The sequence below is a fragment of the Chryseobacterium sp. Marseille-Q8038 genome (assembly GCF_965111995.1).
Genome location: NZ_CBCOPN010000002.1, coordinates 1,990,466 through 2,006,643, shown reverse-complemented (window position 1 = coordinate 2,006,643; position 16,178 = coordinate 1,990,466). Strand labels below are relative to the sequence as shown.

Here is a 16,178-nt window from a genome sequence, read left to right as displayed (position 1 = left end):
TAAGCAGTGGGCTGTTTCTTTAATTGACCGATACGAGTTACAGTTTCAAAGCATTCATTTAATCGGTTAACGCTGATAATTGTCTTCCAACACCTTAATTATATCACTTTCACGGAAAAGGATTTTCCGTTCGAGTTTAATAAAGGGTATCAGTCCGTCATCTCTGTATTGTTGCAACGTCCGCTTGCTGATATGTAGCATCTCACAAACCTGTTCGCCTGACAGGTATATTTCCCCTTTTAACAATGGGTGGAAATATTCCCTGATATACAGCAGTTCGTTTTTGATGCCTACCACAGCTTCGAGCAAGGCAAGCATATCTTCGTTTGAATTTCCAATCTGTTTCATTTCTTTTGCTTTTTTAATGGTCGCTCTCCCTGCATAAGTAACTCCACTTCGGATAATCTGAAATACGTTTTCCGATTAATTTGCGTTGCTCCAAGAATGCCTTTTGCCCTATACGTCTGCAACGTTCTTTTGCTGATGTTGAGCAATTGACAGGCTTCCTGTTGGTCGAGCCATTTAGTTGCCTGTTGCAGTGCTTTGTAGGGTGTAGTCATTTCCGCTATCAAATTGGAAACTTCCTTAACTTCCCTATGCAATGCTTTCAAAATCTGAATGTCTAAAACTGTTATTTCCATATCTGCATCATTTAAACCTCTAAAATAAAAGCTATTCACATAGGTCATTTTAATGTTGCATCCGATGGCGGTATTTGGCGTACAGTTGCCAAATACTAGGCTATAATCCTAACTTTGGTTTCTTACTTTTAGGACGAGACTGTTGCGTTATGATTGTATTGTCCATTTTTAAAGCAGGCTTTTTATTGGTCTGTATAGCCTGATTTTTTTCTTCATTTTTGAAGTCTGAACGGATAAGCGTTTTTGTCGCACCTATTATGCTTTCAGGTTCGGAAGTCTGCTTTTGTTGTTCAGTACGTTTTCCCCCGAATAGTCTGTTCCAATCTATTAAGCCTTTTGCTTCCCTGAACTGACGTTTTAAATTAGCGATGAAATTGGAAATCGGGTCGCTCTGCTTATCAACCTGTATCAAAGGACTATGTTCTTTCTCTTTCTGCTCTTTGTCAGGTATTACTTTTTGTGCCATAGGTTCAAAATTTGCACCCAATATAGAACACAAGGGAATGTATTGTTTTCATTTGGCATTATGTGGCAGTATTTGGCTTATGTTGGCACAACATGAATAGAAAGTAATCCTCAAAACACTTTAAATTTTCCTCGCAAAGCCCTCACACATTTAAAGTGTTTTGTAAGGATAAAGGAAAGCATACAAAAAACACCCTATCCTTAGCCCTTACGTGTTTTTTGTACCCTTTCTTTGATTGGAATTGATTAAAAAAAGAATAAAAAAAGAATAAAAAAGGGAGCAAAGATAAGGTGGACAGCCACCGCACCACCCAACCAAAAGACTACGGCATAATGGCAGGGCAAATATGGTGGCTTCGCCGAGTTTGTTGTGTGCCCTGCCACCCTTCGGGACTTATTCCGTTTCCTTTTGGTTTTTCCGCCTGTCCCCCTTGTTAAAATGGCTTTCTTTTTTTTCTGTTTTTTTCTTTTGGAAAATAATTTTAAGAGGTAGAAACGTACCACCCACCACGTATAGTTATCAAAACAACGGTTTGTGTTTCTCGTTATAGATTTCCCTAATCAATTCCCCGAACTCCTGAAAGTGGTATTCGATAATGTTGTCCAGATACGCATAAATCGTCAGTTTGTCGATGCCCATAATATTTGTAAGCCTGTTAATTGTTTCGTGGTGTTCCTGCCGTACATACACTGATTTCCCCCTGCTTGCCGTTGTCGTGGGAATTTTGAAGAACCGTCCGCAGTAGTCCTCTTTGGTCAGCTTCTTTGGCTTGTAAATCATCCTTCTTGTATTACTCGCAGGTGTTTTTGTGTTTTCCGTTTCAGTTTCCGAAGGTTCTTCGCCTGCCATTACACGCATAATAGCTTCCTCATCTACTTTGGGTTTGACAAAATCTTCCCGATGTGTTACTACCTGTTGTTCCGTGAAAGATTGTTTATTTTCATCAGTTATGAAATTTTCAATAGAGAAATCCTCTTTTTCGGGTTGCTGATTTTTGTTTTCTTCGTGTATCATATCTATCATTTTTAATATTATATCCAATTAGCTGTTTGGTTAACTAAGCAATCAGCTGTATATACTGTTGTATCTATGTAACTACCTATCTACCTAAGCACCTGCATACCCTTAATTGGGTAGTTCATTAACTAAAAAATCTGTAATTCGTCTGCATTCAATCACGCAGATTTGCTGTCGGGATTTATGCTGTTTAGTTACTTCATTAAGGATATAACTAATCAGCCAGCTAACCATATACAAAGGAAATAAAAGCCGTCACAATCTGCCTTAAGGTGGCATTCAGTGGCGTCATTTGGCGTGAATTGTCGTGGTTGTAAATGACTGTTATTCAAATAGTCTTACCGAAATTTGTAATGGACGTGATGGGTTTTCCCTGCTAACCCGAATCCGTTTGCAAAACGGATTTTTCTGAACCCCTGTTCAGAGCAAGTTATCTTTTGAGGTACTCGAAATGAATTTCGGCACCGCAAAAGCATTTGCCCTTGCAGGGGGCTGGAAACGGCTCCGAAGTCGCCCGTTTGTTTAAAATTAAAATGGTTTTTATTATGGAAGAGAAAGACAGAAAAAAGATTAGTAAAACAGGAAGAAAACCGAAGAACGACCCTGCGGTTAATCGATATTCAATTAACCTGAATGCAGAAGACAATTCCAAGTTCCTAGCTCTCTTTGACCAATCGGGAATGAAAGTAATAGCTCATTTTATTACAGCTTGCATCTTTCAAAAGACGATAAAGACCGTTAAAATTGATATGGATGCAATAGAATACCACGCAGGTTTGACCAAGTTTTTCGGTCAATTTCGAGGAATAGCAACGAATTACAATCAAATTGTAAAGCTTTTGAACGCCAACTTTTCAGATAAAAAAGCATCTGCATACCTCTTTAAATTGGAAAAAGAGACCAAAGAAATGAAAGAATTATTGCAAAAGGTTTTAATACTTACCGAAGAATTTGAAAAAAAATATCTAAATAAAGAGTAGAAAAATGATTGCAAAAATAGGAAAGGGAAACAATATGTATGGAGCTATTTTGTACAATCAGCAGAAAGTGGAAACGGAAAACGGAGCAGTTCTGTTACTAAACAAGATACCTGATACTATAGACGGCAAGTATACCACCCAATATTTAAATAAATGTTTTGAGCCGTATCTGTCTGCTAATATAAAAACAGAAAAGACGGTAAGGCATATATCGCTGAACCCAGATCCTGCGGATAAGGTCAGCGATGAGCAGTTTACCGATATGGCTCAGGAGTATATGGAACGTATGGGCTACTGCAATCAGCCGTATATTGTTTTCAAGCATACGGATATTGACCGCACGCATATCCATATCGTTTCGACCTGCGTGGGAATTGACGGCAAGAAAATCCCCGATGATTACGACCACCCACGCTCAATGGCTATCTGTCGGGATTTGGAAACTAAATATAATCTGAAAAAAGCCACCAAGCAGGAGCAGAAACAAGTCAACAAAGTTTTTAAGCCTGTAAATCATAAAAATGGAGACATCAAAAGTCAGATTGCTTCGGTAGTACGGCATCTACCAAAGTATTATAGCTATTCTACTATGGGTAGTTTCAATGCGTTACTTTCCCTTTTCAATATCACAGCGGAAGAAGTCAAAGGCGAGCGAAATGGTCAAACCATAAACGGATTGGTTTATGTGGCATTAGATGAAAACGGCAACAAGACAAGCAATCCGTTCAAAGCATCACTTTTCGGGAAAGATGCAGGAGTGGCACAGCTTCAAAAACACTTTGAGCAGTCTAAAGAAAAAATGAAAACCACGCCTGTAAGGTCTGTTCTAAAAAATACGGTGGAGCTTGCCATACATACCACAAATAACGAAACAGATTTTAAAAAACAGTTGACAGAGCAGGGTATTAATACAGTTGTAAGACGCAATAGTGAAGGGCGAATTTACGGTATGACCTTTATTGACCACGAAAGTCGTAGCGTTTGGAATGCCTCGGCTTTAGACAGAAGCCTATCGGCAAATATGTTTAACGATTGGTGGAACAATGGAAATAAACCTGAATTGAAGATACAAGATAACCCTATTTCTAAAGCAAATGAAATAGACAACCTACCGACAAAAGACCTTTTTGAGTTTCTCTCACAGGAACAATCGCACTTTTCCGATTTAGGATTGTTCAGCCTGCTACCTGATGCACAGGGCGAAGATTACGACGAAGAACAATTTGCAGAACGAATAAAGAAAAAGAAGAAAGCTTATATTAAAAGAAGAAGGTAAATAACATTTCACATTTGTTCAAAAGACTAGTTAATATGGCTTTGCATTTTTCACTATTCTTTTGTTCCAAAATTTCGCACTGAAAGCATAGGATGCTTATATCATTTTCGATATATTTGCCAATATATGACAAGTCATCATTTTAATAATGAAGAGTAAATTTGGACATAAAATAAGAAGTCTTAGAGGTAAACAGAAATTACTTCTAAGAGAACTTGCACCTTTATTAGAGATGGATACAGCTCAATTAAGCAAAATTGAGCGTGGAGAAAGACAGGCAAAAAAAGAAACTGTTTTGAAAATAGCTAAAATACTGAATGTAAATTCAGATGAATTAGTAACGCTATGGTTAGCTGACCAAATATGTGAAGTAGTAAAAGATGAGAAGAATGCATTATTAGCAATGATGGTAGCTGAAGATAGTGTAAAATATTTGAAAAAATGATTAAAAAGATGAAAAGCACTCTGAACATAGATGTTTTAAATGACACTTCAATAAAGCATGGTTTTCTTGAGGAACCAAGTAGTATATATAACCCTCGACATAATTTATTCAACCAAAAAGTAATTACAAATAATCTTGATATTTCTGTAAATAATCCATTTGAATCAATTACTGGTAATTCAAAAATTGCAAATGGAGATTGTGAAGAACTAATGTCAAATATTGAAAGTGAGAGCGTTGATTTAATTCTTACCGACCCCCCTTTTAATTTAGGTTCTTTTATGCACAAAAGAGGCACAAACCTTGTTAAAATGAGGGAAAACCAATTCGCCTACGCAGGTTGGGATGATTTAGAATATGATGAATGGTTAATGAAAATGAGTGCTTTTTTCAAACAAAGCAATCGTATACTACGCAAAAAAGGCAGTTTGTTGTTATTTATGTCTTTGATGAAAATAGAATCTATCATTAATCTTGCAGAAGAAAACAATTTCTATTATAAAACTGTGGGGGTTTGGCATAAAACGAATCCAATGCCAAGAAATATGAATTTACATTTTGTAAACTCAACCGAAGCTTGGGTTTATTTTATCAATGAAGGAACAACAGGTACATTTAATAATGATAATAAAGTTCTTCACGATTTTATAGAATCGTCCTTGACTACTCAAAGTGAGAAAAAATTTGGTAAGCATCCCACTCAAAAGCCAATAGACGTCTTAAATCATTTCACAAAAGTTCTTTCAAATGAAGGAGATATAGTATGTGACCCATTTATGGGAAGCGGTTCTACTGGAGTAAGCTGTGAAATAAATAACAGACAATTTATTGGAATTGAACTGAATGAAGAATATTACAATATTTCTAAAAATAGAATTCAAGATATTACTATAAAATGAGAGTAGTTGACTTATTTGCAGGAGTTGGCGGACTTTCTTTTGGTTTCACAATGGCTAACTTTGAAACTGTATTTGCAATAGAACACGATGAATCAATTGCAAATACATATAAATTAAATCACCCTGAAACGGATGTTTTTTCAACAGATATAGAAAAGTTGAATTTGAAAGATTTGACAAATAAATATAAAAATATAGACGTTGTAATCGGAGGCCCTCCTTGCCAAGGTTTTTCTCAGAAAGGAAAAAGATTAAGTTTGGACGATGAACGAAACTATCTTTTTAGATATTTTATTGAATTTGTCAAGGCTTTTAAACCTAAGTATTTTTTATTAGAAAACGTACCTAATATAACCACAACGTCAAATGGTTTTTTTAAAAATGAAATTATTTGTGCTTTCAATGATTTAGGTTATGAGGTGGATGTAGATATTTTAACGGCTTCTGATTTTGGAGTACCTCAAAATAGAAAAAGAGCATTTTTTTTAGGTAAGAAAGGAACTGAAAAGTTATTGTTACCAAAAACAAATGGTAAGAAAACAACTGTTGCTGATGCAATATATGATTTGCCGAAAATTAAATCTGGCGAGGGAAAAGACATTCATAATTATCCTTGTGAACCACTTTCCGATTATCAGAAATTAATGAGAAAAGGTTCTAAAGGAATTTACAATCATCAGGCAACAAAACATAGTGAATTGGCTTTGAAAAAGCTATCCATGATTCCGAAGGGTATGGGGAAAGAAGTTCTACCTAAAGAATTATTGACCAAATCTATTTTTTCAGGTACGTGGACGAGACTTAAAGAAGAAGGATTTGCTCCAACAATAACAACAAGATTTGATACTCCATCTTCAGGAATGTTTACACATCCAATTTTGGACAGATGTATTACAGTAAGAGAAGGTGCAAGATTGCAATCTTTTCCTGATAGATTTATTTTTCACGGAACTAAATCATCTCAATTAAAACAAGTTGGAAATGCTGTACCTCCTTTATTAGCATATTCCATAGCCAAAATAATAAAAAAAGATAACGACAATGAAAACTTATCCAGATAGCTATAAAGAAAGGAATGAGATTAATCTCAGACACGGAATCAAATCTTCTTTAGGAGAAATAAAAGAGTTATTTGCACTTGTATATACGTTATACTTGTCTGATAATAAAAATTGTTTAATAGCATACTCAAAAGAGGTAAATGCACCAAATACCCAAATTGAAATTCAAGATGCACTTTTAACAAGTGTTAAGAATTTATTTGGTGTATTAGTAGTAGATGATGCGACTTTCAGGAATGCTCTTAATAACAATCCTCTTTTTAAATCACAGATTGAATCACTTCAAGTGACATTGGAATTATTTTGGAAATTGGCTAAGGTAACATTCATCAATAATCCAGGAGAAAACACTCGTGAGAGGACAGGAGGTAAAAGATTTGATAAACAAATTGAGTTCTCGACAAATTTAATTTTATTAGATAATGCTTTATCTGAAAGAGACAATTCTATTTCTCCTGAACTAAAGGAAATATTATATAATTGGATTTTAAAAACACCCAATTATGTTCCAGATGTAAACCTATACAAAAAGATACAAACAACCTTGACTATTTTTTCGGAAGAAACACAATTCAAGATTAGAAAGGATGATAATACGGAACTATATTTTCAGCAAGAAGGAATCTATGATGAACTTATAAAAGGGAATACCGTAAACGATAGGGATAATGTAGAACCTGTCGGTCCTTTCAGAATTTTAAAGTCATTTGTAAAATCAGGTTTACACAGATTTATTAAGGAGGATGGAAATAATGGATTTAGCATTAAAAATCCTGCTGATTTGGTTGAATTACAGAACTATAATAAAACAGTTGAAACCTCTTTAAATCTAATTCCGAAAAGAACGGTAATTTATCAAACTGAAGAAGGTAATAATCAAGCTGATGATGTTGAAAATCCACAAAATTTAGACAATATCCCTCATCAAATCATTTTCTATGGTTCTCCCGGAACAGGAAAGAGCCGAGAAGTTGAAAGGATAACAAACGGTTATAACAGAACAAGAACAACATTCCACCCTGAAACAGATTATCATTCTTTTGTAGGAAGTTATAAACCTATAATGAATGGTGACCTTATAAAATACGATTTTGTTCCTCAGGCGTTTACAAAAGCATATTGTAATGCTTGGCTAAATCCTGAACAGCCATATTTCCTAATCATTGAAGAAATAAACAGAGGCAACTGTGCTCAAATTTTTGGAGACTTATTTCAATGTTTAGATAGGGATGATAATGGCTTTTCAAAGTATGAAATCAATTGCGATAAAGATTTAGCAAACTATATAAAATCTGTATTTGAAAGTTCTGATAATGTTGAGGTAGTAGAAAATTACAAAGCGAAAATCGAAACGGAAGATTTTGACAAAATTATTCTGCCAAACAATCTTTACATTTTGGCAACGATGAACACGTCTGACCAATCTTTATTTCCTATGGATAGTGCATTCAAAAGACGTTGGGATTGGGAATTTGTACCAATCAATTACGAGGATGCTAATTCTTTAGACATCGTTGTCCGAGATAGTATATTTAACTGGGGTAAATTTATTGAGAACATCAATCCGAAAATTAAAGAACTGACAGGTAGTGAAGATAAACAACTTGGAAACCGCTTTGTAAATCCTAAAGACGGAAACATAACGTTTGACCAATTCAGGTCTAAAGTCTTGTTTTATTTATGGTCGGAAGTTTACAAGGATGAATTTGGAACTCAAAGTTCAATTTTCAAATATGAACTTGAAGAAAATAATCCAATAGATTTCCAATTTGGAGAGCTTTACAACGACAACGCAACAGATATTGTAATAGCATTTTTGAAATTCAACGGATTAGAACCTGAACAATGATAATATTATTTGAAGAATATCATTACAAAACGGAAGACCTTTCAAAAGTTTTAACTGAAAGGTACTATTTCCCTATTAATGGTATTGAATCAAAAATTAACTTTGTTGGATATTATTTCAATCCGCAAATAAATGAAGGAAAAGGCGATGTTGTCATCATATTTCCGAAAGTTTTTATCAATGAACATAATCTAGCTTTTGATGAGTTTACACCAGAATCTTTAATCAATCCAACATTTGAAACAACACAAAGATTAACCGAAACAGGAAAAGACAAGCTGATTTTTGAAATTTCAACTTGGTTGTATCGGGCAATTCAGCAATTCAATAAAAGACATTTTTACAATTCGATTTCAGAGAATCAATTTATCAATCAAATTGTAACCAATTTGGATGAAAATTCAAGCACTGAGCTTGACATTATTTTAAGTTTATTGAGGTTTCATAAGGAAAATCAGGACTTATTTACATTCATTGCAAAAACAGCACACTCACAACAAAACAAAATCAATTGGCACAAAACTATTAACAAGAAACAGCCAATTATTCATAATAACCAACCAATTTATGTTGATTTAGCAACAACAAGAAAAAGAGTAAATGATGACGAAGAGTTACTCATACTTTTTTATTCAACGCTAAATCACATTAAAGAAAAGTATGCATTTAATTTTCAAATTCCTCAAAACTATAACCTCATTAAAGGGCATCAATTTGAAGCGGTTTTAAGAAGAGGGTGCAGATTGTTGAAAAATATTAAGTACAAATATTTTTCGGATAAAATGATTTGTCTATACAACTTGCTATTTACGTATTTTGAGCGAAGTGAAAGAACCCAATCTAAGAAACAAATTGAAGAAATTCTTTTAATCAAGGATTTCAATATCGTGTTTGAGGATATGATTGATGATTTAATCGGAGATAGCACATTATTCCCTGAATTAAAAAATCACGCAGACGGAAAACAGGTTGACCATATTTACAAATACAAATCACTTCTAATCGAAGATGAAATCTATTTCGTTGGAGACAGTAAATATTATAAACCTCAAAATAGCGTAGGGAAAAATTCAAAGGCAAAACAATTCACTTATGCCAGAAATGTAATTCAGTACAATATTGATTTATTTAATAAAGGAGATTTAGACCAGAGAATAAGATACAGAGAAAACGAAACGGAAGGATATAACATAACTCCTAATTTTTTCATTTCTGCCTTTGTAAATAAAGATTTTGATTTTTCTAAATCGTATTTGAATGAGACAGGAAAACCAATAATGCAATTTCATTTTGAAAACCGACTTTTCGATAGGGATACGTTATTTGTTCAATCATACAACATCAATTTCTTGTTTGTGCTTTCGGGCTATCTATCAAGAAATTCAACTTTGAAAAACAATTTTAAAAAAGATACGCAAAAAATATTCAGAGAAAAGTTAGTAGCTTTTATCAATGAAAAATATCAGTTTTATAAAGTTAAACCGATTGAAGAGAATTTCATCTATAAACATTTTAAACTGCTAAATGGTAAGGTTTACAAACCATCACAACTTGAAAATCAACTGATTTTAGCCTTTGAAAAAGGCTCTGACATTGACGGAGTAATTTCACAAATTGAAGCTGAATTAGAAGAGAGTGCTGAGTACAAACTGAATTAACAAAATCAAGTCAATTAATTATGAGAAAATCAATAGGAATTAGGGTAACGCCTTCTACTGTGTACTTTTCAGTTGTCACATACGAAAATGAAGAATTGGAAATTACATTGGTGGATAAAATAAACAATCCTAAAGCGCTAAATATTCCAGAACAATTGAAATTTTTAAGAAATACACTTTGTGACATAATTAATGAATTTAGCATTACCAATGCTTGTATTCGAATTACAGAATCAAATGCCCAATCAATAAATATTACAAGAATTTATATAGAGGGGGTTATTCAAGAATTATTTGCAAGTTCAACTATTGTTAAATATTATGTTGGTCAAATTTCCAGTATAAGTGCCAACCTTGGAATAGAAAGAGCCACTTTCAAACCATTTGCCGAGGGTAAAGATAATTTTATGGGAATAGAAAACTGGCAAAGTTTTTCATTAGAACAAAGAGAGAGTTTAATGTCAGCAATTAGTGCTTTAAATATTTAAATTATGCCATTAGGACTACATACAACGGAGCTAAATTTTGAAACAACAAAAGAGATAGGTCAGGAAGGGAAAAACTCACAGGTATTTTTAGCACATGACAAACAACTTGACGGAGAAATTGTCGTTAAAAAAATTGAGAAAAGTAAAATTGTTAATCCCACGGAGTATTACGAAGAAGCGAAAAAGCTTTATGCATCCTCACATAGTAATGTTGTAAAAGTAAATTATGGTTGTTCAGATGCTGACCATATTTATATAGCTATGCCATATTATAAGAATGGCTCGCTTAAATCACTTATTGCTACAAAAAACCTAACAATTAGAGAAATTATTCGTTATTCAATACAGTTCTTATCAGGATTACACCATATTCATTCAAAAGGGTTAATTCATTTTGACGTTAAACCTGATAATATTTTGATTTCCGATAGCGATGAAGCTCATTTGTCTGATTTTGGATTGACAAAAGCAATGAATAGCTTCGGTTTTGCTTCACCTGAACAATTCTATATAAAACAGCTTCCCCCTGAAACATTTACGAGTTCGGATAAAACAATTCATTTTGATATATATTTGGCTGGTTTGACTATATATCGTTTGCTTAATGGAGAAAACCAATTTCATAGTCAATTATCAAAATATAAAACAGAAGATGAATATGTAAATGCAGTAAAATTGGGGACTTTTCCAAATAGAGCAGATTATCTTCCTCATATCCCTTTAAAGTTGCAACGAGTTGTCAATAAAGCTATGAATGTAAATATTGCAGATAGACATCAAACTGTTCTGGAATTAATAAATGAATTAAGTGATATAGATGAAAATTTAGACTGGAGATTTAATCAAACTTCAACATTTCACCATTGGGAGCGAGATAATGGAAACCATACATATAAAGTAGTGGTAGATTTGACAAACCCAAGAAATATTAGTATACTTACCACTAAAGTAAATAATTCTACTGCTAGAGAACAGCGTGAAACGGCTCATTGCCACAATAATTTGACCACTTCTAACGTTTTATCTAAAATAAAGCAGGCATTGAAATTGTGAAAATCAAGGCAATAAAATATAATAAAAATGGATTAACAAGAGCTGAAAACACAGCTCCTAAATTCGTTATGCCTAAAAATGATTTAAACAAAAACAACATAAAAATCACGGTAAAGAATCACTATATGACTGTTGTAAAGAAAGGTAGTAAGTAACACAAATCGTATTATACTATGCAATAACAGTGATATACTCATTACTCAAAAATTTGTATATTTGCTATGAGCTAACGGAAACACGTTGAAAAGCAAAGCAATAAGCACCGTTACCAAATCGTTACCTGACTTCTTTGAATATCTCTATAAAAGCTTAGTATTCAACCGATACAGCTTTTTCCTGAAAACTTTAAAATAAAAAACTCCGGCACGAATAATCGTGCCGGAGCCATCTTTAAAAAACCTTATCATTTTGTGTTTATTCCACTGAATTCTGCCTTTTTAATTGCCCAGGCAAGAGCATTTGCATAGAATATTGAGTTATATACATTCATTTCATAGGCAGCTGCCCCATTTCCATAGTTGGGTTTAGGAATTGGTTTATAGTTCGTATCTGCATAGAATGGACATATCGTATCTGAAGTATTGGGAGAAGTAACAGTTCCACACTGAGAGTTAAATCCTCCATCTCCTACCCAGATAAAGTTTAGGGTGTTATGCTTAAAAGCTGTTACACGACCTACATTTCCTGTGGGTGAAGCTGTAGAAATATTTGTATCTCCTGAATATACAGTAATTTCACTGGAAGGCAGCCCTGTTGCATATGTTGTGGAAGAAGCATCTTCCCCCCATTGTAATCCTCTTATATCACCAAAAGGGCCATTCAGTATTTCGTCATTGGTAAGTGGAAGTTTATAGATAGCTCCCGCACTGTTTACACTTCCGGTATTTACTGATCCGTCAAAAACATTTCTGAAAAGGTTCTGCATTCCGCTATTACTTTCAGAATAAGCAACGATTACCCCTCCTTTTGCCAGATAATTTTTTAATACCTGAGCTTCTGCAGCATTCATTCCCCATGCATATCCAATAACAATAATATCTACAGGATTTGCTCCCGTTGTCCAGGTTGTCAGCTGTGTGGCATTTGGGCTGTCTGTACCGTCTATGATCTGATCCCATCCTTCGTATTTTACAATACTGTTTGCCAGTGTTCCAAAATTAGCGGCAGCTTTAGTCACCATACCTGATGGCGAAGTTCCTGATACATTGTATCCACAACCATTTGGAGCTGTACCAATGGTTAAAAGTTTTTTCTTGGGAACCACCACAATCACATTGACAGTACATGTGGTGGAAACTCCTCCCTGGCTGTCAGAAGTAATGGTCATTGTTTTTACAGTGGTGGAGGAAGGTGTTCCTGTCCCTTGCAGTGTAACATTCTGATTTCCTGTAGCAGCAAATACTCCTGATCCACTGAAAGAAATTCCATCAACAGTATTGGTGGTAATGGTGTAACTTCCAAGTGTTGAAGCATTCACTGGCAAAGCAATCGTATTGGAAGCGGTAAGAGCTGTTCCTACTTTATAGACTCCGTTTACCGTTGCACTTCCACAGCTCATAGTATAGGTTCCGGAAGGACTCAGTACCGCAATAGAAATGGCAGGAGTACAGGTAACAGCAGTTCCGTTGGCTTCAAGGGCTACATTATCAGTCTGAATATTCTGAGGAGCTCCCTGTCCCGGAATCTGTATGGTTTGTGCTCCGGCATTAAGGAATACTCCGGTTCCATAGAAGTTATATCCGTTTGTTGTCGTTCCGGAAATGGTATAATTCCCTGGTTTTGTAACATTAACAGCAATGCTCAGGTAATTCGAATTGGTGAGTTCTTTCCCTTTCACGTAGCTTCCCATCGCTTTGGAAGAGGAACAGTCTATGGTAAAAACAGCTTTCCCCATTTGTCCGCAGACACTTTTCCATTCGTTGTCAGCAAGGCTCCAGTAATTAAAACAATCTTCTGTAGTATTGTAAATTGTCAAGCCATCATCTTTGGATTGATTAATTACAATTGCATTTCGCTCTGTTTCAGTTAACCTCGGAATAAGCACTCCTTTGTTATTATTTCCTGAAACAACATCCAAAACGGAATTTGAATTGGGCACGGTAGTATTAATTCCTACCGCTCCATTATTAGCCTGTGAATAAATTTTTCCAAAAGCAAAGAGCATTGCTATCAGCAAGACTTTGATTGGGAACATTGTAAATTTTGTGTCCATCATTGTATGAATTATAATTGTTTAATGATTAAAATTTCAACTAAGCAGCTCAGTCATTTAACCATCACAAAATTATCATTCACAGATCATTACTAATTAATTCCCACTACGCAATACTACTCACGCGTAGTAAAACTCACAAAAAGTCAACAACTTACAATCGTAAAAAAACACTAAGAAAAAGTTGAATCATTCAACAAATCTCAAACATAAATTCAAAAATGAAAACAAAAACAACAAAAATATCATTATTGATTATTTATTTAAAACCATAACACCAATAGATTAAATGAAACACAATTACTCATACTTTAAAAATGATTTTCCATTTGGCAATCGTATTTCGGCTTATCTTAAAATGATGACTGAGCTGAAGATTGTTAAGCTCATTTCTTTTCTGATAACTGAGAATATTCAAAATAGATTCTTCGTCATAAGAACGGAGTCTTTGGCTGTTGCGTCCCACCGTATATTCAGGTTCACCAAAAATTATTTGGTTAAATTTCAGAATATCAATGGCAGAATGGAGTGTTTCCAGCTTAAACCTGATGGTGCTGTCTATTAATTTTTCAGGGAATTTTTCTTGAAGAATATCAGTATAAATCTGCTTATAGTCAGGCATCATATTATATTTTTTTCATCCATTTATATAAGGTGGTTTTAGGAATCTTATACCGTTCCACAACATCGTTAGCCGTCATTGTTCTGCTTTCGATTTTTTCAAGTATAAAATCTTTTACTTCCTGGGTATAGATACTTTTCCGGAAAACCATCACCTTTCCCTTTTGGATGGCTGTATTATCAATTCTTGACTGAGGAGCATATAAAATCAGGTGGCTGGTATAAAATCTAAAGAAATCAAATTTTAAAAGCTTACACCATTTCAACAGAACATCGGTATCCATGCTTCCTGCATGATACATCATTTCTATTTCATCTTCCGTTCTGTTTAAAAATCGGGAAATTCTTTCCATTGAAATCTGATGTTCTTCTACTTTGGACCTGATCAGACTCCCAATATGAATGTTCTTAATATTCATCACAATATTTTTAAGTAAAAATATCGACAAGAAAAACAAAAAATGCCATCAAATACTACTCAACACTACGTATAAGTAACAAAAATCGGAATTTTGTTTAAATTTTAATAAGAAAACTATTAACGTTTGTCTCTGAGGAAATATTCAGTTTTTTCCGGATTCTGTATTTTTTACTTTCTACCGCACGAATACTGTTATTGGTACATTGTGCTATTTTCTTGGTATCAAAATCAAGCTTCATCAAAGCACAGAAATACAGTTCAGAATGGATAAGGTTAGGATTTATTTTTAAAATATCAGGAATAAAATGAGGAAAAAACACCTGAAATTTTTCAAAAAACATAGGTGAATTATTTTCAGCCAGACTTAAAATTTCCTGGATATTTTCTTCTGAAAGATGATTGATAAGCATCTGGTGCTTCATAAGTTCTGTATTTGTTTTCACCAGATCCTTGATGGTAGAATCTTTTTCTTTTCTGTCCGTAATTAAGCCGTGGATAAGAGCATCCTTCTGGGTAATAAAGACAATATCCATCAAAAAGGAAGCAATAGAAAATAAAATGTTCAACAGTTTTATTGTTTTAAAATCTTCTTTTTCTATAAATCGGCTTTTAGGCAGAAAATCAAAATCAAAATACAGACACACTATAAAATTGATGCTGATCATGAATGTAATAAAAAAGATGGAAAAAGAATCTTTTTTATAATTCAGGAAGAAAGGAACCGCAAACAGAAGGCAAAAGTAGAAATATTCTACCCCTGCATTCTTGTAAGTATAAATATTAAAAAAGTTGACAATAAAAGTCAGTAAAACGAATGTACCGATAATAGAAGTTTTCAAAACCTTTTTAAAGCGCCTGGTCTTTCCTTTTATAGCCATAAGAAACAGCCAGAAAAAGGTAATTACGGTAAGAAATGTTGAGATCAACATATCTCCGAAAAAAGCAATAATAAAAATGGAATAAAACAGAAATATGAAAAACAGTAAAAGCAGATACCGATTGATAAGATGCAGATAATTACTGTCAAAATCGTCATCCATCTTCTCTGTTTCATCGTTGATCATCTTAAAGAAAAACTTATAAATCATCTT

General features: G+C 34.0%; 17 protein-coding genes. 9 read left to right on the top strand and 8 right to left on the bottom strand.

Features of this window, described 5'->3' with window-relative positions; translation table 11 throughout:
• Nucleotides 1-66: 66 nt before the first annotated feature.
• The 4 genes from ACWPWS_RS23070 to ACWPWS_RS23055 all read right to left on the bottom strand — a co-directional run bounded on the left by ACWPWS_RS23070 (nucleotide 67) and on the right by ACWPWS_RS23055 (nucleotide 2,121).
• On the bottom strand, nucleotides 67-348 hold the full coding sequence (locus tag ACWPWS_RS23070; protein WP_034979496.1) for a helix-turn-helix domain-containing protein: 282 nt from the start codon (nucleotides 346-348) through the stop codon (nucleotides 67-69).
• Nucleotides 345-689 (bottom strand): helix-turn-helix domain-containing protein, encoded by a 345-nt coding sequence (locus tag ACWPWS_RS23065; RefSeq protein ID WP_246163252.1) that lies wholly within the window; start codon nucleotides 687-689, stop codon nucleotides 345-347. Before ACWPWS_RS23065 ends, ACWPWS_RS23070 begins: the two co-directional genes overlap by 4 nt.
• Nucleotides 690-741: 52 nt before the next feature.
• A complete protein-coding gene (locus ACWPWS_RS23060) occupies nucleotides 742-1,107 on the bottom strand; it encodes a hypothetical protein (protein WP_078679699.1) in 366 nt (121 codons plus the stop codon).
• Between the two features lie 519 nt (nucleotides 1,108-1,626).
• A complete protein-coding gene (locus ACWPWS_RS23055) occupies nucleotides 1,627-2,121 on the bottom strand; it encodes a DUF3408 domain-containing protein (protein ID WP_078679756.1) in 495 nt (164 codons plus the stop codon).
• A 548-nt stretch (nucleotides 2,122-2,669) separates the two neighbouring features.
• Between ACWPWS_RS23055 and mobA the strand changes: the two genes are divergently transcribed.
• The 9 genes from mobA to ACWPWS_RS23010 all read left to right on the top strand — a co-directional run bounded on the left by mobA (nucleotide 2,670) and on the right by ACWPWS_RS23010 (nucleotide 11,833).
• Nucleotides 2,670-3,104, top strand: coding sequence for a conjugal transfer protein MobA (mobA, locus tag ACWPWS_RS23050; RefSeq protein WP_078679755.1), 435 nt, complete (start codon nucleotides 2,670-2,672; stop codon nucleotides 3,102-3,104).
• A 4-nt stretch (nucleotides 3,105-3,108) separates the two neighbouring features.
• A complete protein-coding gene (gene mobB / locus ACWPWS_RS23045; RefSeq protein ID WP_078679698.1) occupies nucleotides 3,109-4,380 on the top strand; it encodes a conjugal transfer protein MobB in 1,272 nt (423 codons plus the stop codon).
• 148 nt (nucleotides 4,381-4,528) lie between these two features.
• Nucleotides 4,529-4,825: a helix-turn-helix domain-containing protein gene (locus tag ACWPWS_RS23040; protein WP_078679697.1), complete on the top strand. Its 297-nt coding sequence runs from the start codon at nucleotides 4,529-4,531 to the stop codon at nucleotides 4,823-4,825.
• 8 nt (nucleotides 4,826-4,833) lie between these two features.
• Nucleotides 4,834-5,724, top strand: a complete 891-nt coding sequence (locus ACWPWS_RS23035; protein ID WP_221407468.1) for a DNA-methyltransferase — start codon at nucleotides 4,834-4,836, stop codon at nucleotides 5,722-5,724.
• Nucleotides 5,721-6,785 (top strand): DNA cytosine methyltransferase, encoded by a 1,065-nt coding sequence (locus tag ACWPWS_RS23030; RefSeq protein WP_078679696.1) that lies wholly within the window; start codon nucleotides 5,721-5,723, stop codon nucleotides 6,783-6,785. The genes ACWPWS_RS23035 and ACWPWS_RS23030 overlap by 4 nt, the downstream gene beginning before the upstream one ends.
• The gene (locus ACWPWS_RS23025) at nucleotides 6,766-8,634 is read left to right on the top strand and encodes an McrB family protein (protein ID WP_260265273.1); all 1,869 of its coding nucleotides are present in this window, start codon (nucleotides 6,766-6,768) and stop codon (nucleotides 8,632-8,634) included. Before ACWPWS_RS23030 ends, ACWPWS_RS23025 begins: the two co-directional genes overlap by 20 nt.
• Nucleotides 8,631-10,292 (top strand): LlaJI family restriction endonuclease, encoded by a 1,662-nt coding sequence (locus ACWPWS_RS23020; protein ID WP_078679695.1) that lies wholly within the window; start codon nucleotides 8,631-8,633, stop codon nucleotides 10,290-10,292. The genes ACWPWS_RS23025 and ACWPWS_RS23020 overlap by 4 nt, the downstream gene beginning before the upstream one ends.
• A 20-nt stretch (nucleotides 10,293-10,312) precedes the next feature.
• Entirely contained in the window at nucleotides 10,313-10,780 is a 468-nt protein-coding gene (locus ACWPWS_RS23015) for a hypothetical protein (RefSeq protein WP_078679694.1), read from the top strand.
• Nucleotides 10,781-10,783: 3 nt separating this feature from the next.
• Nucleotides 10,784-11,833 (top strand): serine/threonine-protein kinase, encoded by a 1,050-nt coding sequence (locus tag ACWPWS_RS23010; protein ID WP_078679693.1) that lies wholly within the window; start codon nucleotides 10,784-10,786, stop codon nucleotides 11,831-11,833.
• 403 nt (nucleotides 11,834-12,236) lie between these two features.
• Here the strand turns inward: ACWPWS_RS23010 and ACWPWS_RS23005 are convergent, their stop codons facing one another.
• From ACWPWS_RS23005 to ACWPWS_RS22990, 4 genes are all read right to left on the bottom strand, one after another.
• Nucleotides 12,237-14,048, bottom strand: coding sequence for a hypothetical protein (locus ACWPWS_RS23005; RefSeq protein WP_454048048.1), 1,812 nt, complete (start codon nucleotides 14,046-14,048; stop codon nucleotides 12,237-12,239).
• A 301-nt stretch (nucleotides 14,049-14,349) separates the two neighbouring features.
• The gene (locus ACWPWS_RS23000; RefSeq protein ID WP_454048047.1) at nucleotides 14,350-14,670 is read right to left on the bottom strand and encodes a helix-turn-helix domain-containing protein; all 321 of its coding nucleotides are present in this window, start codon (nucleotides 14,668-14,670) and stop codon (nucleotides 14,350-14,352) included.
• Between the two features lies 1 nt (nucleotide 14,671).
• Nucleotides 14,672-15,085, bottom strand: coding sequence for a transposase (locus ACWPWS_RS22995; RefSeq protein ID WP_454048046.1), 414 nt, complete (start codon nucleotides 15,083-15,085; stop codon nucleotides 14,672-14,674).
• A 97-nt stretch (nucleotides 15,086-15,182) separates the two neighbouring features.
• A complete protein-coding gene (locus tag ACWPWS_RS22990) occupies nucleotides 15,183-16,175 on the bottom strand; it encodes a helix-turn-helix transcriptional regulator (RefSeq protein WP_454048045.1) in 993 nt (330 codons plus the stop codon).
• Nucleotides 16,176-16,178: the final 3 nt, after the last annotated feature.

Bases quoted from the DNA above. Each gene is read 5' to 3' on its own strand.
- ACWPWS_RS23070 (WP_034979496.1), bottom strand. From the start codon at position 348: ATGAAACAGATTGGAAATTCAAACGAAGATATGCTTGCCTTGCTCGAA.
- ACWPWS_RS23065 (WP_246163252.1), bottom strand. From the start codon at position 689: ATGACCTATGTGAATAGCTTTTATTTTAGAGGTTTAAATGATGCAGAT.
- ACWPWS_RS23060 (WP_078679699.1), bottom strand. From the start codon at position 1,107: ATGGCACAAAAAGTAATACCTGACAAAGAGCAGAAAGAGAAAGAACAT.
- ACWPWS_RS23055 (WP_078679756.1), bottom strand. From the start codon at position 2,121: ATGATACACGAAGAAAACAAAAATCAGCAACCCGAAAAAGAGGATTTC.
- mobA (WP_078679755.1), top strand. From the start codon at position 2,670: ATGGAAGAGAAAGACAGAAAAAAGATTAGTAAAACAGGAAGAAAACCG.
- mobB (WP_078679698.1), top strand. From the start codon at position 3,109: ATGATTGCAAAAATAGGAAAGGGAAACAATATGTATGGAGCTATTTTG.
- ACWPWS_RS23040 (WP_078679697.1), top strand. From the start codon at position 4,529: ATGAAGAGTAAATTTGGACATAAAATAAGAAGTCTTAGAGGTAAACAG.
- ACWPWS_RS23035 (WP_221407468.1), top strand. From the start codon at position 4,834: ATGAAAAGCACTCTGAACATAGATGTTTTAAATGACACTTCAATAAAG.
- ACWPWS_RS23030 (WP_078679696.1), top strand. From the start codon at position 5,721: ATGAGAGTAGTTGACTTATTTGCAGGAGTTGGCGGACTTTCTTTTGGT.
- ACWPWS_RS23025 (WP_260265273.1), top strand. From the start codon at position 6,766: ATGAAAACTTATCCAGATAGCTATAAAGAAAGGAATGAGATTAATCTC.
- ACWPWS_RS23020 (WP_078679695.1), top strand. From the start codon at position 8,631: ATGATAATATTATTTGAAGAATATCATTACAAAACGGAAGACCTTTCA.
- ACWPWS_RS23015 (WP_078679694.1), top strand. From the start codon at position 10,313: ATGAGAAAATCAATAGGAATTAGGGTAACGCCTTCTACTGTGTACTTT.
- ACWPWS_RS23010 (WP_078679693.1), top strand. From the start codon at position 10,784: ATGCCATTAGGACTACATACAACGGAGCTAAATTTTGAAACAACAAAA.
- ACWPWS_RS23005 (WP_454048048.1), bottom strand. From the start codon at position 14,048: ATGATGGACACAAAATTTACAATGTTCCCAATCAAAGTCTTGCTGATA.
- ACWPWS_RS23000 (WP_454048047.1), bottom strand. From the start codon at position 14,670: ATGATGCCTGACTATAAGCAGATTTATACTGATATTCTTCAAGAAAAA.
- ACWPWS_RS22995 (WP_454048046.1), bottom strand. From the start codon at position 15,085: ATGAATATTAAGAACATTCATATTGGGAGTCTGATCAGGTCCAAAGTA.
- ACWPWS_RS22990 (WP_454048045.1), bottom strand. From the start codon at position 16,175: ATGATTTATAAGTTTTTCTTTAAGATGATCAACGATGAAACAGAGAAG.